Annotated in this window: 18 protein-coding genes; 7 read left to right on the forward strand and 11 right to left on the reverse strand. The window is 66.5% G+C overall.

The annotated features are described in order from the left end of the window. The first annotated feature begins 84 nt into the window (after nt 1-84). On the forward strand, nt 85-1719 hold the full coding sequence (locus tag ACSYDW_RS06580; protein WP_438337911.1) for a SulP family inorganic anion transporter: 1635 nt from the start codon (nt 85-87) through the stop codon (nt 1717-1719). A 100-nt stretch (nt 1720-1819) separates the two neighbouring features. Here the strand turns inward: ACSYDW_RS06580 and ACSYDW_RS06585 are convergent, their stop codons facing one another. Continuing rightward, on the reverse strand, nt 1820-2662 hold the full coding sequence (locus ACSYDW_RS06585) for a GAP family protein (RefSeq protein WP_438337912.1): 843 nt from the start codon (nt 2660-2662) through the stop codon (nt 1820-1822). On the opposite strand from ACSYDW_RS06585, the gene ACSYDW_RS06590 reads away from it, so the two are divergent. Continuing rightward, nucleotides 2661-3617: a DUF389 domain-containing protein gene (locus ACSYDW_RS06590; RefSeq protein ID WP_438337913.1), complete on the forward strand. Its 957-nt coding sequence runs from the start codon at nt 2661-2663 to the stop codon at nt 3615-3617. The two genes, ACSYDW_RS06585 and ACSYDW_RS06590, sit on opposite strands and share 2 nt — an antisense overlap. A gap of 50 nt (nt 3618-3667) precedes the next feature. Here ACSYDW_RS06590 and ACSYDW_RS06595 read toward each other — a convergent pair whose 3' ends face one another. The 7 genes from ACSYDW_RS06595 to ACSYDW_RS06625 form a co-directional block, all read right to left on the reverse strand. Then, complete coding sequence (locus ACSYDW_RS06595) at nt 3668-4321, reverse strand: GntR family transcriptional regulator (RefSeq protein ID WP_438337914.1); 654 nt, start codon at nt 4319-4321, stop codon at nt 3668-3670. A 68-nt stretch (nt 4322-4389) separates the two neighbouring features. Beyond that, on the reverse strand, nt 4390-5376 hold the full coding sequence (locus ACSYDW_RS06600; protein WP_438337915.1) for an ornithine cyclodeaminase family protein: 987 nt from the start codon (nt 5374-5376) through the stop codon (nt 4390-4392). Nucleotides 5377-5723: 347 nt separating this feature from the next. Then, nucleotides 5724-7121 carry an allantoinase AllB gene (allB, locus tag ACSYDW_RS06605; RefSeq protein WP_438337916.1) on the reverse strand — a complete coding sequence of 466 codons (1398 nt, stop codon included), beginning with the start codon at nt 7119-7121 and terminating at the stop codon, nt 5724-5726. A gap of 66 nt (nt 7122-7187) precedes the next feature. Next, entirely contained in the window at nt 7188-8351 is a 1164-nt protein-coding gene (locus ACSYDW_RS06610) for a glycerate kinase (RefSeq protein WP_438337917.1), read from the reverse strand. Nucleotides 8352-8363: 12 nt separating this feature from the next. Continuing rightward, a complete protein-coding gene (gene gcl / locus ACSYDW_RS06615) occupies nt 8364-10163 on the reverse strand; it encodes a glyoxylate carboligase (RefSeq protein ID WP_438337918.1) in 1800 nt (599 codons plus the stop codon). A gap of 160 nt (nt 10164-10323) precedes the next feature. After that, a complete protein-coding gene (locus ACSYDW_RS06620; RefSeq protein WP_438337919.1) occupies nt 10324-11235 on the reverse strand; it encodes a 2-hydroxy-3-oxopropionate reductase in 912 nt (303 codons plus the stop codon). A gap of 42 nt (nt 11236-11277) precedes the next feature. Then, complete coding sequence (locus ACSYDW_RS06625; RefSeq protein ID WP_438337920.1) at nt 11278-12069, reverse strand: hydroxypyruvate isomerase family protein; 792 nt, start codon at nt 12067-12069, stop codon at nt 11278-11280. A 334-nt stretch (nt 12070-12403) separates the two neighbouring features. Here ACSYDW_RS06625 and ACSYDW_RS06630 point away from each other — a divergent pair, with 334 nt between their 5' ends. From ACSYDW_RS06630 to ctlX, 5 genes are all read left to right on the forward strand, one after another. After that, the gene (locus ACSYDW_RS06630) at nt 12404-13888 is read left to right on the forward strand and encodes an NCS1 family nucleobase:cation symporter-1 (protein WP_438337956.1); all 1485 of its coding nucleotides are present in this window, start codon (nt 12404-12406) and stop codon (nt 13886-13888) included. A 25-nt stretch (nt 13889-13913) separates the two neighbouring features. Next, a complete protein-coding gene (locus ACSYDW_RS06635; RefSeq protein WP_438337921.1) occupies nt 13914-14654 on the forward strand; it encodes an aspartate/glutamate racemase family protein in 741 nt (246 codons plus the stop codon). A 607-nt stretch (nt 14655-15261) separates the two neighbouring features. After that, the gene (locus tag ACSYDW_RS06640; protein WP_438337922.1) at nt 15262-15693 is read left to right on the forward strand and encodes an Lrp/AsnC family transcriptional regulator; all 432 of its coding nucleotides are present in this window, start codon (nt 15262-15264) and stop codon (nt 15691-15693) included. Between the two features lie 173 nt (nt 15694-15866). Next, nucleotides 15867-16898, forward strand: coding sequence for an ornithine cyclodeaminase (gene ocd, locus ACSYDW_RS06645; protein WP_438337923.1), 1032 nt, complete (start codon nt 15867-15869; stop codon nt 16896-16898). A 7-nt stretch (nt 16899-16905) separates the two neighbouring features. Next, a complete protein-coding gene (gene ctlX / locus ACSYDW_RS06650; protein ID WP_438337924.1) occupies nt 16906-17892 on the forward strand; it encodes a citrulline utilization hydrolase CtlX in 987 nt (328 codons plus the stop codon). Between the two features lie 330 nt (nt 17893-18222). Here the strand turns inward: ctlX and ACSYDW_RS06655 are convergent, their stop codons facing one another. The 3 genes from ACSYDW_RS06655 to aceB are packed head-to-tail and all read right to left on the reverse strand — an operon-like array spanning nt 18223 to nt 21951. Then, on the reverse strand, nt 18223-19059 hold the full coding sequence (locus ACSYDW_RS06655) for a bifunctional allantoicase/(S)-ureidoglycine aminohydrolase (RefSeq protein ID WP_438337925.1): 837 nt from the start codon (nt 19057-19059) through the stop codon (nt 18223-18225). Next, on the reverse strand, nt 19052-20329 hold the full coding sequence (locus ACSYDW_RS06660; protein ID WP_438337926.1) for a DUF6986 family protein: 1278 nt from the start codon (nt 20327-20329) through the stop codon (nt 19052-19054). The genes ACSYDW_RS06655 and ACSYDW_RS06660 overlap by 8 nt, the downstream gene beginning before the upstream one ends. After that, nucleotides 20326-21951, reverse strand: a complete 1626-nt coding sequence (aceB, locus tag ACSYDW_RS06665; protein ID WP_438337927.1) for a malate synthase A — start codon at nt 21949-21951, stop codon at nt 20326-20328. The genes ACSYDW_RS06660 and aceB overlap by 4 nt, the downstream gene beginning before the upstream one ends. Nucleotides 21952-21957: the final 6 nt, after the last annotated feature.

Here is a 21957-nt window from a genome sequence, read left to right on the forward strand (position 1 = left end):
TAGTGATTCTGGGCGAGCGTGCCTGACTGCACCCCGTCCACCCAGGATTTGGCCCCGGAGCACGTGGCCGGGAAGGCACCTGCCATGTACAAACCTCTGAGTGGCCTGTCGCGCCAGAACATCATCCGCGAATCACTTGCCGGGGTTACCTTGCTGGCCATCGCGGTACCGCTGAACATCGGGTACGCCCAGATCGCGGGCCTGCCACCTACCGCAGGCCTGTACGCGATGATCCTGCCGTCAATCATCTATGCACTGACAGTCTCATCCCGTCAGGTGGTGGCCTCCCCGGATGCGGCCGCCGCGGCACTCGTTGCTTCCTCGGTGGGGGGCCTTGCCGTTGCCGGCTCCGGGGCCTACGCCACCATGGCCGTGGCCCAGGCCATCATCTCCGGTGTGCTTTTCCTGCTTGCTTCGTATTTCAGGCTCGGCTTTCTGGCGAATTTCCTCTCCAAACCCATCTTGATCGGGTTTGTAGGAGGTCTGGCCCTGGACATCATGGTCAGCCAGATCGCCAAGATGCTTGGTGTCTCCATCGAGTCAGGTGGAGAGTTCACGACCAAACTTGTCGGTCTGGTGTCCGGGCTCGGCACCGCAAATCCGTGGTCGATCCTCATCGCCGCCCTGTCCGTTTCCATTCTGGTCATCGGCAAACGATTGGCCCCCTATGTACCGTGGGCATTGCTCGTCCTCATCGTGACCACCATTCTCCTGGTCCTCAGCGGGCTGGAGAGTTCAGGCGTTTCGGTCCTGGGACATGTCGAGTCCGGAGCCCCCGCTATCGGGTGGCCAGACCTCGACCTCCGCACGTGGCTCGCGCTTGTTCCCTCGGCCATTGCCCTCACCATGGTCACCACCGCCGAGGGGCTGCTCGTTTCCAGGAGCTATGCAGAGAAGCACGGGTACGGCACCCGCCCCAATCGCGACCTGATGGCCTTTGGGCTGGCCAATATCTCATCGGGCGTCACCGGCGGCTTTGCAGTTGGTTCCTCCACTTCCCGCACCGCGGCAATGGACCAAGCTGGCTCACGCACGCAATGGCCGGCGATTGTTGCAGCAGTGGGAACCTTGGCGTTGCTGTTGTTCGGCACTGGATTGCTTGAGAACATCCCCGCCCCTGCAATCGGGGCGATCGTCGCGGTAGCCATCATGCCCCTGTTGGGATTCGTTGAGCTTCGGCAAATTTGGGACAAGGACCGCTTTGAGTTTGTCATCGGGGCGGCCTGCTTCTTGGGCACCCTCTTCATCGGTGCCATCCCCGGAATTCTCATCGCCTTTACGCTGGCCTTGGTGAATTTGGCGCGCAGCGCCTCGACTCCATCGATCGACATTGTTGGCGCTGACGGCGAGGCTACTGTTTCCCTCCTCGATCCCGAGCTGCCCATCAAGGAAACGGCTCCCGGAATCCTCGTCGTGAGGTTCTCCGCCCCCTTGTTCTTCGCCAACGCCGCAGCCCTCGACGCGGCGGTTCGCCGGGCTGTCGCCGAATCAACCGAACCGATACGCCACGTGGTCATAGACCTACGTGCTGTCACGGATGTCGACGTGACGGCCGCCGAGACGATTGAGTCGCTCCACGCATGGTTGACAGGACGACAGGTAGAGCTGGGATTCAGCCGTGTTCGACAACCATTGCGCGAGCGGCTTGAGACGCTGGGGTTGTTAAGCAATGCACGCGTGCACACAAGCAACCGCAGCGCCTTGGACGATCTCGGCTAGGCACTGCTCAGCCGTCGGCAGAACCGGTAACCGCCGGTCTCCCGCCATCCCGGAACCATGCTCTTGCAGCAGTCGGCTGGCGACCCTGACGTTTCGTCGTCTACGAGAACGAACCGATGGCCTTCCCCAGCTGCATGGCACCAAGGATGAAGAAGAGCACCGTCATGATCATGGCATTGTGCTCGGTGAGCGTTGCCTTGGTCGAGGTAAGGAAGTCCTTGACCTGCGCTGAACCGCTGCCGCCGATGACTGTCGGAACTATGAGCCCGAGGCATGAAATGAGTGTGAAGATCAGCGCCGCGACAAACACCAGCGGCCACGTGAGTTGGGCGGTACCGATCGAAGCCCCGGCGGCGATCATGATCGGAATGTTCTTGAGGTTGGCCACCGTCATGAACAAGGCAAGACCCACGGCTTTGCCCGGGCCAAACGAATCGATGGCCGCCAGCCACTTCGGCTCGGCCGCACTATGCCCGTTGCGGGGGCGCCCCTTCCAGCTTTTCCAGGCGAGGAAGAAGAACAGCCCCGCGAATGCCAGGCCCAAGACAATGTGCAAGACCGTGGCAAACAGCGATCCCGAAGGTGCGGTGTTCTTGGCACCCGAAGCGAAGACCAGGGTCAACAGCAGCGTTGTGGCGGTGAATACCGCAGTGAAAATCACCGCATTGACTTTTCCTTTGCTGCCCAATAGCAGCGCAATGACGGCCACAATAGGCATTGGCGATACGATGATGCCAAAAGCCAACGGAATGATTTCCCCTAATGATTCCCAGAACATAACTTGGATGCTATCGCAACTGGTCGGAGCGTCATTGGAGTTCGATCCAAACGCGCCGAAGCAATCTTTAGGGCAGGTCTCCCGCCCGATAATGGCCAGTTGACCCTTCGCAGGAGGACCCATGGAAAAAAGCAGCACGTCGATCCGGAATGATGTTTCCGTCATGCGCGATGCGGTGTTCTTTGAGGGACCCGCGAGCGGCCAACGCCTGAGCCGCTTTTGGATCCTCCTGACGCTTTCGGCCATCATTGCCACGGCGGGTGTGGTTGCCGACTCCACCGCGACAGTGATCGGGGCGATGATCGTCGCCCCGATGCTGATGCCCATCCAGGGAACGGTGCTGGCCACCGTCCTGGGAGATCGCAAGAACCTGGTCCGTTCCGTCGCCCTGGTCGTCGCCGGGGCCGCGGCCGCCATCATCATCGGATATCTGGTGGGCTTGGTGATCGTCAACGACATCGTCGCCGAAACCCGGACACAGGTCGCAAGCCGCGTACATCCCGGTCTCATCGACCTGTTGGCCGCCCTCGGAACGGGCGTCGTCGGCGCCATCGCCCTGATCCGCAAGGACATCTCCGACACGCTTCCCGGGGTAGCCATCGCCATCTCGCTTGTCCCTCCCCTGGTGGTCGCCGGCCTGACGCTGGAAGCCGGCGAGGTGGGGCAGTCGATGGGGGCGCTGCTGCTCTTTGTCACGAACGTGACGGCCATCCTGGCCACCGGCATCGTGGTGATGGCGGTCTACGGCGTGCACCGCATTCCCGCGATCTACGGCGAGGTTGCGGGGCGGCCTGTGAACAAGCGCCATGCCATCCTGGTCATCGTCGCCATGGTCCTGGTGGTCGGCGCACCGCTGTCGATCTCCAGCTACAAGACCAGCTCGGAGGCGCTTCGGGAAAGCCACGTCCGGGATGCCGCGGAAGCCTGGGCGAAGAAGTCCGGGTGGGACCTGCTGGAAGTCGACACGGTCCAGGGAGAGGTGGTGGTTCGGGTCACCGGGCCGATGCCGCTGCCGGAAACCGGAGACCTCGAGAAGCTGATCAGCGAGGCGGGCCTCGACCCGAAGCTGATCGAGGTCGACATGGTGCCCTCCTACACGGCCCACCTCGGGGACGAATAGGGCATTCCCGGACCAGGCCGGGACGCCCGCCGCACCGACACGGCAGCCTGCTACAGGTCGGACTCCTGGCCGGCCTTGGCTGCGGCGCGGAGCTTGCTGGTTTCGAGGTGGCCCAGCACGAGTTCGTCCATGCTTTCCACGTCGCGCCGGGCGATCGCGTCGAACAAGAGCTCGTGTTCGGCGGCCATGGCCTCGAGGTCGTCGTGCTGGGACAGCAGCCAGCGCATCCTCGATGAAAGCGTGCCCTGCAGCTCGACCAGCAGGTCGTTTCCGGCGAGCTTGGTGACGGTTTCGTGGAAGCGTGCCCCGGCACGGCGGGCGCCGACGGCGTCCCCCGCAGCCGCCCCGGCATGCTCCTCGTCCAGCACCCGGCGCAGCTCGGCCAGCCCTTCACGAGTGTTTCGCTGCGCGGCAAGCTTGAACGTCAGCAACTCCAGGGAAGCACGCACCTCGCTCAGGTCCGCGATGTCCGATGCGGTGAATTCGCGAACCACCGCCCAGGTGCGCGGACGGGGCGTCACCATTCCCTCGGTCACCAGCGTCTTGAGCGCGTCCCGGATGGGCAGGCGGCTGACACCCAGCTCCTCCGCGAGGTCACGTTCGACCAGCTTGCTGCCCGGCAGGCGGACGCCGTCGATGATCTGATCGCGGAGCTGGTCGGTTACGCGAACCGATTCCGGTTCGAACCCTGGCTTTTCTGACACCTGTCAGGCCTTCCCGTCGTGCCTCATGAAGTTTTGTTTTGCGCTTTGATTCTATGCGCTTGCCCGGGCTACAACGCCAGGTCGACCCGCTGGCCCTGGCCTTGTGCCACCGCACGGTCGTAGGCCAGGCGCCCGATGGCCAGGTCCTGCAGGCCCACGCCCACGGAATTGAAGAGCGTGATGTCCTCGGCCGATACTCGGCCCGGAACGCGTCCGGCAACAACCTCGCCGAGTTCCGCGGCGATGTCTTCCGGCGTGATCGCGCCCTCCGCAAGGGCCAGGAGGTACTCGCCGGACTTCGCCTCGGCCGTGCCCCGGTGATCCACGACGAGGGTGGCCCGCGCCATCCCGGCGGAGTCGATTTCCCGCTCGCCCGGGCGCGGCCTGGACCCGACGGCATTGATGTGCTGTCCGGGGCGGAACCACTCGCCCCGCACCAGCGGCTCGACCGACGGGGTCAAGGTGCATACGACGTCGCTTTCGGCGAATACCTCCTCGATGCTGCCGGCCACCTCGACCTGCAACCCGAGATCCGCGACGGCTTCCAGGAACGCGTCGGTGCGCTTCGCGGTCCGCGACCACACCACCACGCGCTTGATAGGCAGCACACAGAGCAGGGCGTGGACGTGCGCGACGGCAAGGGCCCCGGCCCCCACCAGCCCCAGGGTGGAGGATTCCGGGCGGGCCAGGTGGCGGCTGGCCACCGCGCTGGCCGCCGCCGTGCGGATCCGGGTGGGCACCCTGCCGTCGAGGATGGCCAGGGGTTCGCCGGTGACCTGGTCGGAGAGCAGGATCAGCGACCGCTGCGTCGGCAGGCTGCGCCCGGCGTTGGAGGGGATGTCCGCCAGCAGCTTGACGGAAGCCAACGCCGTGCCGGAGGATACGCCCGGCATGATGATGAAGCTGGAATCGGCGGGTTCAACGCCCATGGCGATCGGGCTGGGCTGCACCGCGGTGCCCAGTCCGGCTTCCCGGAAGATGCCTTCGACCGCTTCAACGGTTGAGGGCATGTCCAGGACATTCTCCAGGCTGGAGGCATTCAAGATGATCGTCATGTTCGGCTTCTTTCCGGTATCAGATGGCTGCTTTCCTCCGAGTATTCTACTTTGGTATCCCAAAAGCAATAGGACTCGCCACCCAAGCGGAGCACGTGAAGCCTTTTCCGCCCCCGCAAGACCTTCGATTCGACGACGAAGAACGGAATTTTGCGCATCCCGCGAGCCACGCAGCCCGCCAGGCCGCAGCCGCCCGTCGATGGTCGATAGGTATACCAAATTTCCGGCAACCGGTTCGCCGCGGCATTCCCCGGGCATGGGAAAACCCCCGAGCCGGCGCCGGTGATTACTGGAATGAGAGGTTGGCGCCGTCTCGGGGGAAGTTGTTTTTCCGGGGTGCCGCGGGCCTAGATTTCGCCGCGGCGGATCAGCTGGCCCTTCGGGGTCTGGAAGTCGACCTCGGTGCCGCGCACGAAGGTGCGGCGGACCCGGCCGGCCAGCGCCTTGCCCTGGTACGGGGAGATCGGGTTCTTGTGGTGCAGCTTGTTCACATCGACCACGTAGCTGTCGCCCGGGGCGAAGAACGCGAAGTCGGCGTCGTTGCCCAGCGCGATGGCGCCCTTGTGGTGCAGCCCGGCGATCTCCGCCGGACGCTTGGACATCCAGTTCAGCACCGTCTCGAGCTTGATGCCGCGGCGCTGGGCCTCGGTCCAAACCAGCGAAAGCCCCAGCTGCAGGGAGGCGACACCGCCCCAGGCCACGCCGAAGTCCCCGTTCTCCAGGTCCTTCAGGTCCAGCGTCGACGGTGAGTGGTCCGAGACGATGCAGTCGATGACGCCGTCCTCGAGCCCCTTCCAGAGCAGTTCGCGGTTCGAGGCCTCGCGGATCGGCGGGCAGCACTTGTAGGCGGTGGCGCCGTTGGGGATCTCCTCGGCGAGCAGCGTGAGGTAGTGCGGGCACGTCTCGACAGTCAGCTTCACCCCGTCGCGCTTGGCGCTGGCGATCATGGCCAGCGCGTCGGAGGAGGACAGGTGCAGGATGTGCGCGCGGGCCCCGGTCCAGCGGGCGCGCTCGATGACCTCGGCGACGGCGACGTTTTCGGCGCCGCGCGGGCGGGAGGCCAGGAAGCGGTCGTAGTGGTCGCCCTCGGCGTTCGGGGCGCGGTCGATGGCTCGCGAGTCCTCCGCGTGGACCAGCATCAGCGAGTCGAACGAGGCCAGCTCGGCCATGTCCTCCTCCATCTCGTCCGGCTCCAGGTACGGGAATTCCTCGACGCCCGAGTGCAGCAGGAAACACTTGAAGCCGAACACGCCGGCATCGTGCAGGGTGCGCAGGTCGGCCTTGTTGCCCGGCACGGCTCCGCCCCAGAAACCGACGTCCACGAAGGCCTTGCGGCGCGCGGCGTCCTGCTTGATCTCCAGCGCCTCGAGGTTCACGGTGGGCGGGATGGAGTTCAGCGGCATGTCGACGATGGTTGTCACGCCGCCGGCCGCGGCGGCCTTGGTGGCGGACTCGAAGCCCTCCCATTCGGTGCGCCCCGGCTCGTTCACGTGCACGTGGGTGTCCACGAGGCCCGGAATCAGCACCTCGGACTCGTCGAGCTCGATCACCTGGGCGCCGGAGAGGTTGTTGCCCAGCGGTTCGATCGCCACGATCTTGCCGTTGCGCACGCCCACCTCGCGGGCGACGGTGCCCGCGGTGGTGAGGACCTGCGCACCGCGGATGACCAGGTCGTAGTCGCTTCCCGCGGCCGGGTGGGATTCTTCGCGAGGCGTCGTTGCCTCGGCGAGCTCGGTGTTGCTCATGGGATTCGTTCCTAACGTTGTGATGGGGGAAAGAGAATGAGGGGGCTGTGGCGGCCGTGGCGGCCGCTAGGCGACGGGGGACGGTACGCCCGTTCCGGCGACCCCCAGCAGCAGCGGCGCCAGGGATTCTGCCGCCTGCTGTACCAGGGCCGCGGCGTTCTTCATGCTGCGGTTGGCGTCGGGTTCGAGGTCCTGCAGTGCCACGACTTTCTCGAAGCCAGCGGTCCTGAGCGTCTGCGCATCCAGCAAGGTGCGCCCGCAGACGGCAAACACCGGCACCCCGTGGGCCCGGGCCAGCTCCGCCACGCCGATCGGGGTCTTGCCCTCGAGGGATTGCGAATCGAGGCTTCCCTCCCCTGTGACAACGGCGTCCGCTCCGACCAGCGCGTCGGCCAGGCCGGTGAGTTCAAGCACCACGTCGATGCCGCGGCGGCGGGTCGCGCCGAGCACGGCGAGGGCCGCGAAACCCACCCCGCCCGCGGCTCCGGCGCCCGGTGCCACGGCCTGGGCCGCAACGGCATCCGCGTCGAGCGCGTCGCCGAGCACCCGGGCGAAGGTGCCCAGGGCCGCGTCGAGGTGTTCGACCTGTGCCGCGGTGGCGCCTTTCTGCGGCCCGAACACCGCTGCGGCGCCGTTGGGACCGGTCAGCGGGTTGTCCACATCGGCGGCGAGGACCACCGTGCAGCCGGCCAGGCGTGGATCAAGCCCGTTCAAATCCACGCCGGCCAACCGCTCGAGTGCCCCGCCGCCGAGTGGCAGCTCGTGGCCCGCCGCATCCAGGAAGCGGGCCCCCAGAGCCTGGAGCATTCCTGCTCCGCCATCGGTGCAGGCACTTCCACCGACACCCAGCACGATCTCGCGTGCCCCGGCGTCGAGTGCCGCACCGATGAGTTCACCGGTGCCAAGGCTGGTAGCCCCCAGCGGGTCCTTCAGGCCCCCGGGCAGCAGGTCAAGGCCCGAGGAGGTCGCCAACTCGACAACCGCGGTGTCCCCGCGCAACCCGATCGAGCCGCGCACCCGCGCCCCTGTGGGGCCGGAGACCTCCACCTCGCGGGCACGGAACCCGGCCTCCAGGGCCGCGTTGAGCGTGCCCTCTCCCCCGTCGGCGACCGGCACCACGCGGGTGAGCAGCTCGGGGATGTGCCGTCCCAGGCCGGTGGCCACGGCGCGGGCCACCTCGGCCCCGGTCAGGGAACCCTTGAATTTGTCTGAGGCGATGACTACCAGCATGATGGCTTTCCTTTAGGCGGAGGCGCCGACGGCCACTGCGGCACCCAGCGGCACCAGCGCGCTCGGGGCGTCCTCGGCGGCTTCGGCCAGGTCCTCGAACTCGTTGACGGCGTCCAGCTCGGCGCCCATGGCGATGTTCGTCACCTTTTCAAGGATAACCTCGACGACGACCGGCACCTGGAACTCCGCGGCAAGGCGCCCGGCCTCGGCGAAGCCCTCGGCCAGCTTGGCCGGGTCCTCCACGCGAACTGCCTTGCAACCCAGGCCCTCGGCAACCTTGACGTGGTCCACGCCGTAGCCGTTGGTCTCCGGGGAGTTGATGTTGTCGAAGCCCAGCGACACGTGGTAGTCCATCTCGAACGGGCGCTGCGACTGGCGGATCAGGCCCAGGTAGGAGTTGTTCACCACGACGTGGATGTAGGGCAGCTTGAACTGCGCGCCGACGGCCAGTTCCTCGATCATGAACTGGAAGTCGTAGTCGCCGGAGAGCGCAACGACAGTCGACCCGGGCTTGGCGCGGGCCACGCCCAGGGCAGCCGGGCCGGTCCAGCCCAGCGGTCCTGCCTGGCCGGCGTTGATCCACTGGCGCGGGCCGTAGACGTGCAGCATCTGCGCGCCGGCGATCTGCGAGAGGCCGATGGTGGAGACGTAGGTGGTGTCGCGGCCGAAGGCCTCGTTCATCTCCTGGTAGACGCGCTGCGGCTTGATCGGCACGTTCTCGAAGTTGGTCTTGCGGTGCAGCGTGCCCTTGCGGGCGGTGCACTCGTCGGCCCAGGCCGAGTAGTCCGGCAGGGTGCCGGCGGCCTTGCGCTCGCGAGCGACGGCCAGCAGCTGCTCCAGCGCTGCCCCGGCATCGGAGATGATGCCCAAGTCCGGCGAGAAGACGCGGCCGATCTGGGTGCCCTCGATGTCGATGTGCACGAACGTGCGGCCCTTGCGGTAGGTGTCCAGGCCGCCGGTGTGGCGGTTGGCCCAGCGGTTGCCGATGCCCAGCACGAAGTCGGAGGCCAGGAAGGAGACGTTGCCGTAGCGGGTGTGGGTCTGGATGCCGACCATGCCCGACTGCAGGCGGTGGTCGTCCGGGATCGAGCCCCAGCCCATCAGGGTCGGGGAGACCGGGATGTTCAGCAGCTCGGCGAGTTCCACCAGCTGTGCGGAGGCGTTGGCGTTGATGACGCCGCCGCCGGAGATGATGATCGGGCGCTCGGACGCGACAAGCAGGTCCAGGGCCTTCTCGGCCTGGCCGCGGGTTGCCGCGGGCTTGTCCGGGGTTAGCGGCTCGTAGGCGTCGATGTCGAATTCGATCTCGGCCAGCTGCACGTTGATCGGCAAATCCAGCAGGACCGGGCCCGGGCGTGCGGAGCGCATGACCTGGAAGGCCTTGGCGAAGGTGCCCGGGACCAGTCCCGGCTCCAGGATCGTCGAGGCGAACTTGGTGACGGGCTTGGCGATGGACTCGATGTCCACTGCCTGGAAGTCTTCCTTGTGCAGCTTGTCCGTGGGCGCCTGGCCGGTGATGCACAGCATCGGGATGGAGTCGGCGATGGCCGCGTACAGCCCGGTGATCATGTCGGTGCCGGCGGGGCCGGAGGTGCCCAGGCACAGGCCGATCTTGCCTGTGGCGCGGGAGTACCCGTCGGCCATGTGGCTTGCGCCTTCGACGTGGCGGGCCAGCGTGTGGCGGATTCCGCCGTGGGCCTTCATGGCCGAGTACAGCGGGTTGATGGCGGCACCCGGGAGGCCGAAGGCTTCGGTGGCGCCTTCCTTCTCCAGGATCAGGGCAATGGCGTCTACTGCGCGCATCTTTGGCATGGTGGTCCTCGTTCTTGGTGTGTCATCCGTGCGGGAGACGGGGGTGGAAGTGTGTACGGTCGCCGGTGGACGTCAGGGAACGCATGCCGGCGACCGATTCGTGCCGGGTCCCCGCGTTCTTCTCCAGGAGGTTGGCGAGGGCGCGCGGGGACCCGAGTCTTTAGGAGGCCGCGAGTGCCGCGACCTCGGCCTTGCCCGAGAGGCGCTCGACGCCGCGGAAGAGGCCTGAGTGGTCGAGCGATCCGTCGCCGCTGGCGACGGTGGAGGCCACCAGCTGGGCCACGACGGCGCCCAGCGGGAGGATCACGCCGGCCTCGCGGGCCGCCGAGGTGACGATGCCCATGTCCTTGTGGTGCAGGGCCAGGCGGAAGCCGGGGTCGAAGTTGCGGTCCAGGATCTTCTGGCCCTTCTGGTCCAGCACCTTGGAACCGGCCAGGCCGCCGCCGAGTACCTTCAGCGCCGCGTCGGTGTCCACGCCGTAGGCCTCAAGGAAGACCACTGCCTCGCTGAGTGCCTGGATGTTTGCGGCGACGATCAGCTGGTTGGCGGCCTTGACGGTCTGGCCCGAGCCCGAGGGACCCACGTGCACGATGGTCTTGCCCACCGCGCCGAGCACTGCTTCGGCGTCGGCGAAGTCTGCGCTGTCGCCGCCGACCATGATGGAGAGCACCGCGTCGATGGCGCCGGCCTCACCGCCGGAGACCGGGGCATCCAGCGGGCGGACGCCTGCGGCACGGGCCTCGACGGCCAGGCGTGCTGCGACGTCGGGGCGGATGGAGGAGGCATCGATCCAGAGGGCACCCGGGGTGGCGTGCTTGAAGGCACCCTGTTCGCCGGTGACGACGCCCTCGACGTCGGCGGAGTCCGGAACCATGGTGATGATGACGTCGGCGCCCGTCACGGCCTCGGCGATGTTTGCCGCTCCGGTGCCTCCGGCGGCGACGAGTGCCGCGACCTTTTCGGGGCTGCGGTTGTAGCCTGTGACATCGAAGCCGGCCTTGGTGAGGTTGATGGCCATGGGAAGGCCCATGATGCCCAGTCCGATGAAGGCGATCTTGTGGTTGTTAGGCATGGTGTGCTCCTGGGGAGTTCGTGGGATGTGGGGCGGTGCGGCTTAGGCGTTCTGGCGGATGAGCCAGTTGAATGCGGTTTCGCGTTCCTGCTTGTATTCCAGGGCGATGCCGCCGGTGTAGCCGAGCTCCCGCGAGCGGGTGATCCATTCGCCCAGCGGAAGCTCGCCGGTGCCCGGTGCGCCGCGGCCCGGTGCGTCGGCGATCTGCACGTGGCCGAACTCGTGGGCGTGCTGCTCGATGACCGCCGCGACGTCCTCGCCGTTGACCGCCAGGTGGTAGAAGTCGGCCAGCAGGGCGATGTTCGATCCCCCGGCGGCCTTGACCTTGTTGACGACGCCCAGCGCGTCCGCGGCGGTCTTCAGGGGGTAGGCGGGGGTGCCGGAGACGGGTTCGATGAGCACCGTGCCGCCGATGGACGCCACGCCGGCGGTTGCCGCCAGCAGGTTCTTGAGGGCCAGTTCGTCCTGCTCCTCCGGGGTGAATTCCTCCTGGCGGTTTCCGTAGAGCGCGTTGAAGGCCTTGCAGCCGGTTGCCTCGCCGATGGCGGCCACGACGGCCACGTTGTCCTTGAACTCTGAGCAGCGGCCCTTCCAGGAGACGAGGCCGCGGTCGCCGGCGGGCATGTCACCGGCGAAGAAGTTCAGTCCCGCGAGCTGCACGCCGGCGTTCTTGATGGAGGCGACGAAGGCGTCGACCTCGGAGTCCGCGGGCACGGCGGTGGCGAACGGCCACCAGAATTCGACGCTGTCGAACCCTGCGGCCTTGGCGGCTTCCGCACGCTCGAGCACGGGAAGTTCGGTCAGCAGGATCGAGCAGTTAACGGTGTAGGACATCTTCGACTCCCTCACAGGATAATTTCCGCAGAGCGAAATATGATTTTTGCTTTACGAGAACTCTAGTGAGTGGCTTCGGTCACTGTCAAGAGCCTTACGCGCCACCCGGCACGGCGGCGGGGCGGGCAATTGCGCCAGCCGATACTGCGGCCACCAAGGGCTCGGCGCGCACTTCGAGCATCACCGATTTTCATCAGTTTTCCACGATACGATAATGCTTTTCTTTTTTGTGGAATCATGCCATCATCATTTCCAGCAGCTGTAACCCCCATCACACCGCTTGGCCGAAAGGCGCACTCCCATGACCTCTCCCGACGTGAGCACGCAACAATCCATGACACCGGCGGGCCACTCCGCCGCCGACCTGAACCCCCATGGCCTGAGCCCCACGCTCTACAACAACGACCTGGCTCCCACCACCAAGAAGGGCCGGACCTGGTCCAGCTACAGCATCTTCACCCTGTGGGCCAACGACGTACACTCCCTGGGCAACTACGCCTTCGCGATCGGCCTGTTCGCCCTCGGCCTCGGTGGCTGGCAGATCCTGCTTGCCCTCGGCTTCGGCGCCGTCCTGCTCTTCGCGCTCCTGAACTTCTCTGGGTTCATGGGCGAAAAGACAGGTGTCCCGTTCCCCGTCATGAGCCGCATCGCCTTCGGCATCCGCGGCGCCCAGATCCCCGCACTGCTGCGCGGCGCCGTGGCCATCGCCTGGTTCGGCATCCAGACCTACCTGGCCTCCGTGGTCCTGGTGGTCATGGTCCTGGCCCTGGTGCCGTCGGCCGCGGCCATCAACGGGAACGACATCCTGGGGCTCTCCACCCTGGGCTGGATCTGCTTCGTGTCCCTCTGGGCCATCCAGCTGGTCATCGTCAGCTACGGCATGGAAATGATCCGCAAGTACGAGGCCTTCGCCGGCCCCGTCATCCTCTTCACCATGGGCGCACTCGCGCTGTGGATGTTCATCCAGGCCGGCGGGTCCATCGCCTGGTCGACGGGCGAGACGAAGACCGGCATTGACATGTGGCTGGGAATCCTCGGCGGCGGCGCGTTGTGGGTCTCCATCTACGGCACCTTCGTCCTGAACTTCTGCGACTTCACCCGCAGCGCCGTGTCCAAGCGGGCCATCGTGCGCGGCAACTTCTACGGCATCCCCCTGAACATGCTGCTCTTCGGCGTCATCGTCGTGGTGATGACAGGCGCGCAGTTCAAGATCGACGGGACAGTCATCCAGAGCCCCTCCGACGTCGTCGAGGCGATCCCCAACACCTTCCTGCTGATCATGGCCTCGCTGGCGCTGCTGGTGCTCACGATCGCGGTGAACCTCATGGCCAACTTCGTGGCACCGATCTACGCACTGACCAACCTGTTCCCGAAGCGCCTGAACTTCCGCAGCGCCGGGCTGATCTCCGGGGTGATAGGCCTGCTGATCCTGCCCTGGAACCTCTACAACTCCCCCGCCGTGATCACCTACTTCCTCGGCGGCCTGGGCGCCCTGCTGGGCCCGCTCTTCGGCATCATCATGGCCGACTACTGGATCCTGCGCCGCTCAAAGGTGAACGTGCCGGACCTGTACCGCATCGATCCGAACGGCACCTACTTCTTCACCCGCGGCGTGAACCTGCGCGCCGTCACGGCACTTGCCGTGTCCTCCGTCGCGGCCCTGTTCCTTGCCTTCTCGCCGGCCTTTGCGCACCTCTCGTCGTTCGCATGGTTCATCGGCTCCGGCCTCGGCGCCGTCGTCTACCTGGCCGTCGCCAAGCGCGGAACCGGTTACGCGGACGTCAGCGGCGAGGACATCGCCGTCGCCCCGACCCACTAACGCCCCCAACCCCAGGAGAACGACCATGCGCATTCTGGTCCTCAACGTCAACACCACCGCCTCCATGACCCGTGCCATCGGCGACTCGGCCCGCTCGGTGGCCTCCCCCGGCACCGAGATCATCGAGCTCACGCCGAACTTCGGCGCCGATTCCTGCGAGGGGAACTTCGAGAGCTACCTGGCCGCCATCGCCGTGATGGACAAGGTAGTGAACTACCCCGAGCCCTTCGACGCCGTCATCCAGGCCGGGTACGGCGAGCACGGCCGCGAGGGGCTGCAGGAACTGCTCGACGTGCCGGTCGTGGACATCACCGAGGCAGCGGCCTCCACGGCCCAGTTCCTGGGCCACAAGTACTCCGTGGTGACAACGCTGGACCGCGCCGTCCCGCTGATCGAGGACCGGCTGAAACTGGCCGGGCTCACCGACCGCTGCGCCTCGGTGCGCGCCAGCGGCCTGGGGGTGCTCGAGCTCGAGTCGGACCCCGGGCGTGCCGTCGCCGCCATCGTCGAGCAGTCCCGCCAGGCCGTGGAACACGACAAGGCCGAGGTCATAGTGCTCGGCTGCGGCGGCATGGCCGAACTCGAGTCGAAGGTCGCCGCGGCCACCGGCGTGCCCATCGTGGACGGGGTACGCGCCGCCGTCACGATCGCAGAGTCCCTGGTCCGCATGGGCCTGAAAACCTCCAAGGTGCGCACCTATGCGACGCCGCGCCCCAAGGTCGTGACCGGCTGGCCGATCACCAAGGCTTCGGTCAACGCCGGCTGACGCGGGCGACAACGTGCAATTCCACTAGAGGGCAGGGGGTGGTTGCCGGTTTGAAAGCCGGCGACCACCCCCTGCCCTTTCGTCGGAGTCCTACGGTTTCGTGTGGACGGGCCCCTGCCGTACCGCGCCTCCGGCCTACGATGCGCCTGTCGGCATGTCCGGCTTCGGCTTGGCCGCAATTCGTGCCGGTGCTTCCCTTGGTGCCGGGTTCTCCGAGATGGGACGGTCCGCGGGGTACTTGTCCGCAGCGATGCTTCTTCTCCAGGGACGCGAAATGGTTTCTGTCCCGGCCCCGAGCTAGGTATTTTTCATATGCCCGACGAACTCCTCGACCTGGACCGTGAACCCATCCAATGCACGCAACTGCGGCACGTAGATCGCGATGGTTGAAGGGCGAAGACCCGTGGTCTCGCCCGGGGGCGCGGCACCGGTCCTTGAGGCAGAGGTGCAACAGTGGCGGCCGCACGTACTCGCGCCGCCGGATTGCCGTTGGCCGCCACTGGTGTATTCACGGAGCGGGTGAGTGATCTGCCAGCTCAACTGTCAAAACGCTCGCTTCTTCTTCAAAGAATGCACAGATCACCGAAGCAAGTTGTACATTATGCACATGACCGACCTCACAGATCTTGACCGTCAGCTCCTCTCGGCCCTCCGCGAGGATGGCCGCGCCTCAGTGGCCAGTCTTGCGCGCAAACTAGGTGTTGCCCGGGCAACAGTGAACAGCCGGCTCGACCGCCTTCTCGCATCCGGAACCATCGTGGGCTTCACGGTCAGGGTCCGTGACGAGGTGGATCCGCTGGCCATTCGAGCCATCACCCTCATCGGAGTTGAGGGCAGATCGGCCAACAAGGTAATTCGGGAGCTCAGGGGCTTTCCTGAAATCCGGGCACTCCACACCACCAACGGCGGCTGGGACCTCGTGGCCGAACTGGCCACCGAAAACCTCAGCGGCTTCGACAATGTGCTGGGCAGGATCCGATCCGTGGAAGGCGTCGTCAACAGCGAAACGAGCCTCCTGCTCAGCTCGGTACTGAGGTAATTGCCGGGATCCGCCTGCAGCGCTTGGGGAGGCCGATATAGCGAAATGCTAAGGCGGGCGCATCATTTTGATCAGATTCTCGTCAAAAAGTAATCTCTTCGTTCATTGTGCACGAATATCGGGGCGACATACCTTGGGGACATCAACCTTCTTAGATGGAAAGAGAGACGCCAATGACGCGTTTTGTCGATGTTCAGAACATGGTGCGATGGGTCGGCCGCCAGGGAGCCGAATCCATCATCTCCCGGATGATGGCCTACCTGGAGGATGACTTCCGCCGCTGGGAACTCTTCGATAAAACGCCCCGGGTGGCCAGCCACACCCCGTTCGGTGTCATCGAACTGATGCCCACCAGCGATCAAGAGACCTACGGATTCAAGTACGTCAATGGGCATCCGTCGAACCCCGCCCGTGGTTTCCAGACGGTGACTGCGTTCGGCGTTCTGGCCAATGTCCACAATGGATACCCAACATTCCTGAGCGAGATGACCTTGCTGACAGCCCTACGGACTGCGGCGACCTCCGGGATGGTCGCGAAGAAGCTTGCCCGGCCCGATTCCGCCGTGATGGCCATGATTGGAACGGGTAGCCAGTCTGAGTTCCAGGCACTGGCGTTCAAAGCGGCCCTCGGGATCACCACGCTCCGGGTCTGGGACACCGACCCGGCCGCGATGGAGAAGTTTGTACGCAACATCGCGCAGCTGGGCTTTGACATCACCGTTGCGACCTCGGCGGCCGACGCCGTCCGCGGCGCGGATGTCATCACCACATGCACCGCGGACAAGACCAATGCCACGATCCTCACGGCGGACCTCATCGCCCCCGGCGTACACATCAACGCCATCGGCGGGGATTGCCCCGGGAAGACCGAACTTGACGCCGCCATCCTGGAACTGGGCGATGTTTTCGTGGAGTACACCCCGCAGACACGGATCGAAGGTGAGATCCAGCAGATGCCGGCAGATTTCTCGGTGACCGAGTTTTGGCAGGTCTTGGACAACCGGATGCCGGGGCGCACCACGTCCGAGCAGGTCACCATCTTCGACTCCGTTGGCTTCGCCATCGAGGACTTCTCCGCCCTTCGCTACGTCCGTGATGCCGTGGAAGATTCCGACTTCTTTGTTGAGATCGACCTCGTCGCAAACCCGGAGGACCCGAAGAACCTCTTCGGTCTTGTGGGTTCGCTCTCTCCGGTCGAATCCTAGGCCCGCATTGTCGGTCCAGGCCCCTTCCGCCGCGATCCTCGTCCGGCCCCACAGGTTTACGCCCAACCCGGACACCGGAGCAGACAATGCCTTCCAGGCCTCCGGTGAGCACTTGGACACCGGCAGGCTTGCAACTGCCGCATATGAAGAGGTAACCCGTTTGGCCCAGGCACTTGAGGCCGCCGGCGTCACGGTGCACCTGTTCGACGATCCCGACCACACCCGCCCGGACAGTGTGTTCCCGAACAACTGGCTGTCCACGCATTCCGGCGGCCACGTCGCACTCTTCCCGATGTACACCCCGAACCGTCGGCACGAGCGCCGGTCGGACATCATCGAACTCCTGAAAAGCCGCTATCGGGTGCAGGACGTCATCGACTATTCGGGGCTGGAGCCGGACGGCCTGTTCCTGGAAGGCACCGGCGCCATGGTCCTGGACCACCAGGAGCGAGTGGCTTACGTCGCCAGGTCCCACCGGGCGGACCCGGTGGCCCTGGAACGGTTTTGCACGAACTTCGGTTACGAACCCATGCTGTTCGACGCGACCGACTCGGACGGTACTGCCATCTACCACACGAATGTCATGATGTGCGTGGCGACCGAGTTTGCGCTGGTGGGGCTGGATCTGATCAGGTCACAGGCCCGCCGCCGGGAGGTGGTGCAACGTCTGGTTTCATCGGGACGCACCGTCATCGACCTGGCCCCGTCCCAGATCCGGGAATTTGCGGGGAATGCGATGGAGTTGCGAGGCAGTCGCGGTCTCGTGCTGGCGCTGTCCCAACGGGCATACCGGAGCCTTACCCACGCCCAGAAGGAGATCATGCAACGCAGCTGCACGCTGCTTCCCGTCGACGTGCCGACGATTGAACTCGCCGGCGGCTCGGTCCGGTGCATGATCGCCGGCGTCCATCTGAACCCCCGGGGAACCCTGGGCCCCACGTTGCCCACCGTGAACGGGACTCCGGCGCTCGGGTCCGAAGCCGTGCCTGCCTGACAACGTGGGGAGCGGTCTCCGTCCCTGCGCGCGGGACGGAGCCGTGTCTGCGTCATCGGCAGCCCACCTCCACCGACCGCGCGCCGGCCCAGCCCATCGACCTGGCCGCCACGGAGACCGGCCAGGAGTCGCCGCTCAACGCCGTGGTGGCTGCGGTGCGCATCATGCGAGCCACGGGCGACCCGGGCATGGCCCCGGCGGCCGGGGAAGGCGGCGAGTGGGTGCTCGGCGACGGCACCCGACGGCAGTGATCGGTCGCGACGCAAAAAGCCGGGTGTGCGCTGACCCAGGAAGATTGGGTCCGCGCACACCCGGCTTGGCTCGGGGTGCCTACAAGGCGATCTGGCGGTTCTGGTCCTTGTACAGCAGGTAGCGGAAGTTCGACGGTCCGCCGGCGTAGCAGGCCTGCGGGCAGAAGGCGCGCAGCGACATGTAGTCGCCGGCCTCCACCTCGACCCAGTCGGCGTTCAGCCGGTAGACGGCCTTGCCCTCGAGCACGTACAGGCCGTGCTCCATCACGTGAGTCTCGGCGAACGGGATCGAGGCGCCGGGTTCGAACGTCACGATGTTCACGCCGAAGTCGAATGCCACGTCCTCCGGGTCAAGCATGCGCGTGGTGCGCCACTTGCCCTCGGTGTCCGGCATGGCGCCCGGGACGATGTCCTTCTCGTTGCCGACCACCGGCTCCGGGGCCGCGACCCCGGCCAGCGGCTCGTAGCGCTTGCGGATCCAGTGGAACGTCGCGGTGTCCACGCCGTTGTTCAGCGCCGACCAGTCCGCGCCGGCCGGGACGTAGGCGAACCCGCCCTCCTCCAGGGTGTGGGCCGTCGCGTTGATGTTCAGGCTCAGCACGCCGGAGACGACGAAGATGAAGGACTGCACCTCCGCCTGCGGCTCGGGGTGCTGCGAGCCGCCGCCGGGGGCTACCTCGACGATCGACTGGGCGAAGGTGGTGGAACCGCCGGCCACCGGGCGGTTCAGCACCCAGGCGCGGGTTCCGCTCCACTCCGGGAACACCGAGGTCACAATGTCGCGCAGCACGCCGCGCGGGATCACGGTGTAGGCCTCGGTGACGATGGCGCGGTCCGTCAGCAGGTCGGTCTGCGGCGGGTGCCCGCCGTAGTTGGCGTAGTAGTTGGCATCGGCACGGGTCCGGATGTCAGGCATGTGATTCCTCCGTCTGGTTTGCTCGCGCCAGGGCGATCGATTCAAGGGTGTTCAGGGAGATCTCCGCGGCGGCGGTGACCTCGGCCGGGGTGATCGCGCCGCAGACCAGGCCGCGGCGGATGAAGTTGGCCAGCGCCTTGGCGGTGGCCGGCTCGTCCATGATCGAGGACTCGATCCGGTGCACATAGTTTCGCAGGCGCGCGGCCGCCGCGTCGAAGCCCTCGCGGTAGAACGCGTAGGTGGCCAGGTAGCGGGTCGCGAGCTGGTTCTGGTGCAGGTCCCAGCCCTGGTAGATGCCGCGTTCCAGGTGCCGGCGCACCAGCCGCGCGTGCAGCGCCCAGGCCGCGTGCCTTGCCTCGGGATCGCCCAGCGGCAGGATGTTCGTCGAGCCGTCGGAGAGGTGCACGCCGGTGCCGGCGACGGCCACCTGCATGACGTTCTTCGCGTAGTCGGCGGCCGGGTGCTCCATCGACTGGTAGGCGGCGGCGATCCCCAGCGAGGCCGAGTAGTCGTAGGTGCCGTAGTGCAGGGAGGAAACCCTGCCGCGGCCCGCGTGGATCAGCCCGGCGGAGGGGACAGTGCCCTCGTGGGAGAGGATCAGCTGCGGGGTCTCCATCTGGACCTCGAAGCGCAGCCGCCCGGCGGGCAGCGAATGCGCCTCCTCGAGCTTCTCGCACACCGAGACCATGGCCTTCACCTGGTCGATGGTGGTGACCTTCGGGAGGGTCAGCACCAGGCCCTCGGGCAGCGGCCCGTGCTCCAGCAGCTCGGCGATGAACAGGTCGAGGGTGCGCAGGGCCCGGGCGCGGGTGGGCGCCTCGAAGCACTTGAAGCGGATGCCGATGAACGGAGGTGCCGTGCCGTCGGCAACCGCAGCCTGGACGCGCCGCGCTGCGACGAGCACCGCCGCGTCCTCCTCGTCGTCGCCTCGGTCCCCGAACCCGTCCTCGAAGTCCAGCCGGAGGTCCTCGATGGGTTCGGTGCGCAGCTTCGCCGCCACCAGCTCGGCCAGCGCGCCGGGATCCTGCAGCCCGAGCGACCCGGCAAGGGTCGCCAGCCCGGCCACCCCGCCGGCTGCCTCGAGCGCCTCGGCGCCCCAGCTTGCTGCAAGGGTGGTGGTGAACCTGTCCGCCGCCACGTAGGCGGTGTGGACCGGCTGGCGTCGTCCGTCGTCGCCCGGGTACCCGTTGGCCAGCAGCGCGTCGGTGCCGGCAAGCTGCGCGTCGATGGCGGCCAGGGCCACCGGCCCGAGCGCCGGGAAGGCACTCACTGGGCCACCAGCTCGGTGCTCAGCAAGCGGTAGGCCGGGAGCGTGAGGAAGTCCTCGAAGTCCTCCTCGCGGCCGGACACCAGGCGGCCGATGAGTTCCGCGGCCGGGACGTAGTAGGCCTCGAAGAGCGCCTCGTCGTTGATCTCGCCGCGCAGCTTCTCCACCTGGGTTTCCAGGGCGGCGGCGACAAGCTCGGCGGTGATGGTGTTGCCCGAGTCGGCGGCCACCACCTTGTTGTTGATCTGCTGCCAGATCTGTGAGCGGGAGATCTCCGCGGTGGCGGCGTCCTCCATGAGGTTGTGGATCGCCACGGCGCCGGAGCCGGAGAGCCACACCGCGGTGTAGGCGACGGCGACGTAGAGGTTGGCGTTGACGCCGGCCTCGGTGACGGAGCCGGGCGCGGAGGCCACGTCGAGCAGCTGGTCCGCGGTGACGGCGACCTCGGGGCGCTGGCGGTCGAGCTGGTTGGGCTTCTGGCCGAGCACCGTGTCGAAGACCTGGCGGCAGACTGCGACGAGGTCCGGGTGTGCCACCCAGGAGCCGTCGAATCCGTCGTTGGCCTCGCGGGTCTTGTCGTTGCGGACCTTCTCGAAGGCCGCGGCGGTGACCTCGGGTTCGCGGCGGTTCGGGATGACAGCAGCCATGCCGCCCATCGCGAAGGCCCCGCGCTTGTGGCAGGTCTGCACCAGCAGCTCGGTGTAGGCGCGCATCATCGGGGCGGTCATCGCCACGTCGGCGCGGTCCGGCATGATGAACTTGTCCCCGGCCTCGCGGAAGTACTTGATGATGGAGAAGAGGTAGTCCCAGCGTCCCGCGTTCAGCCCGGAGGCGTAGTCGCGCAGCTCGTAGAGCATCTCGTCCATCTGGAAGGCGGCCGGGATGGTCTCGATGAGCATGGTGGCGCGGATCGTGCCGTGCTCGATCCCCAGTTCGGCCTCGGCGAACGAGAAGACCTCGTTCCACAGGCGCGACTCGAGGTGGGACTCCATCTTGGGCAGGTAGTAAAACGGGCCCTGTCCGGATTCGCTGAGCACCTTGGCGTTGTGGAAGAAGTGCAGGCCGAAGTCGACGAGCGCGCCCACGGCGGACTCCCCGTCGATCAGCACGTTGGCCTCCGGGAGGTGCCAGCCGCGCGGGCGGACCACCACGGTGGCCAGCGGTGCGTCGGTGCGCAGCTTGTAGGCCTTGCCCTCGGGCGAGACGAACTTCAGGGTGCCGCGTGCCGCGGCGCCGAGGTTGGCCAGCGCATCGATGACGTTGTGCCAGGTGGGGGTGGAGGCGTCCTCGAGGTCGGCGAGCCAGACCTTGGCGCCGGAGTTCAGGGCGTTGATGGCCATTTTCGCCGGGGTGGCGGGGCCGGTGATTTCCACGCGGCGGTCCTGCAGTGCCGCCGGGGCCGGTGCGACGGTCCAGTCGCCGTTGCGGATCCCTTCGGTGGCCGGGTCGAATTCCAGGCGCCCGGTCTTGGCAGCCTGCGCGCGCGCAACGGTGCGCGCCTCGAGCAACGTGTTGCGGGTCGCCGCGAAGTTCGCGTGCAGCTTCCGCACGAATTCCAGCGCCTCGGCGGACAGGATGGTTTCGGCCTGTGCGACGGCCGGGTAGTGGGTCACGGTGATGGTCATGATCGG

Origin of the sequence: Paeniglutamicibacter selenitireducens (genome assembly GCF_051550675.1) — a bacterium.
Classification (GTDB): Bacteria; Actinomycetota; Actinomycetes; order Actinomycetales; family Micrococcaceae; genus Paeniglutamicibacter.

Bases quoted from the DNA above. Each gene is read 5' to 3' on its own strand.
- ACSYDW_RS06630 (WP_438337956.1), top strand. From the start codon at position 12,404: ATGACACCGGCGGGCCACTCCGCCGCCGACCTGAACCCCCATGGCCTG.
- ACSYDW_RS06580 (WP_438337911.1), top strand. From the start codon at position 85: ATGTACAAACCTCTGAGTGGCCTGTCGCGCCAGAACATCATCCGCGAA.
- ACSYDW_RS06600 (WP_438337915.1), bottom strand. From the start codon at position 5,376: ATGACGATCATCTTGAATGCCTCCAGCCTGGAGAATGTCCTGGACATG.
- gcl (WP_438337918.1), bottom strand. From the start codon at position 10,163: ATGCCAAAGATGCGCGCAGTAGACGCCATTGCCCTGATCCTGGAGAAG.
- ACSYDW_RS06585 (WP_438337912.1), bottom strand. From the start codon at position 2,662: ATGACGGAAACATCATTCCGGATCGACGTGCTGCTTTTTTCCATGGGT.
- allB (WP_438337916.1), bottom strand. From the start codon at position 7,121: ATGAGCAACACCGAGCTCGCCGAGGCAACGACGCCTCGCGAAGAATCC.
- ACSYDW_RS06635 (WP_438337921.1), top strand. From the start codon at position 13,914: ATGCGCATTCTGGTCCTCAACGTCAACACCACCGCCTCCATGACCCGT.
- ACSYDW_RS06590 (WP_438337913.1), top strand. From the start codon at position 2,661: ATGCGCGATGCGGTGTTCTTTGAGGGACCCGCGAGCGGCCAACGCCTG.
- ACSYDW_RS06655 (WP_438337925.1), bottom strand. From the start codon at position 19,059: ATGCCTGACATCCGGACCCGTGCCGATGCCAACTACTACGCCAACTAC.
- ocd (WP_438337923.1), top strand. From the start codon at position 15,867: ATGACGCGTTTTGTCGATGTTCAGAACATGGTGCGATGGGTCGGCCGC.
- ACSYDW_RS06625 (WP_438337920.1), bottom strand. From the start codon at position 12,069: ATGTCCTACACCGTTAACTGCTCGATCCTGCTGACCGAACTTCCCGTG.
- ACSYDW_RS06620 (WP_438337919.1), bottom strand. From the start codon at position 11,235: ATGCCTAACAACCACAAGATCGCCTTCATCGGACTGGGCATCATGGGC.
- aceB (WP_438337927.1), bottom strand. From the start codon at position 21,951: ATGACCATCACCGTGACCCACTACCCGGCCGTCGCACAGGCCGAAACC.
- ACSYDW_RS06610 (WP_438337917.1), bottom strand. From the start codon at position 8,351: ATGCTGGTAGTCATCGCCTCAGACAAATTCAAGGGTTCCCTGACCGGG.
- ACSYDW_RS06640 (WP_438337922.1), top strand. From the start codon at position 15,262: ATGACCGACCTCACAGATCTTGACCGTCAGCTCCTCTCGGCCCTCCGC.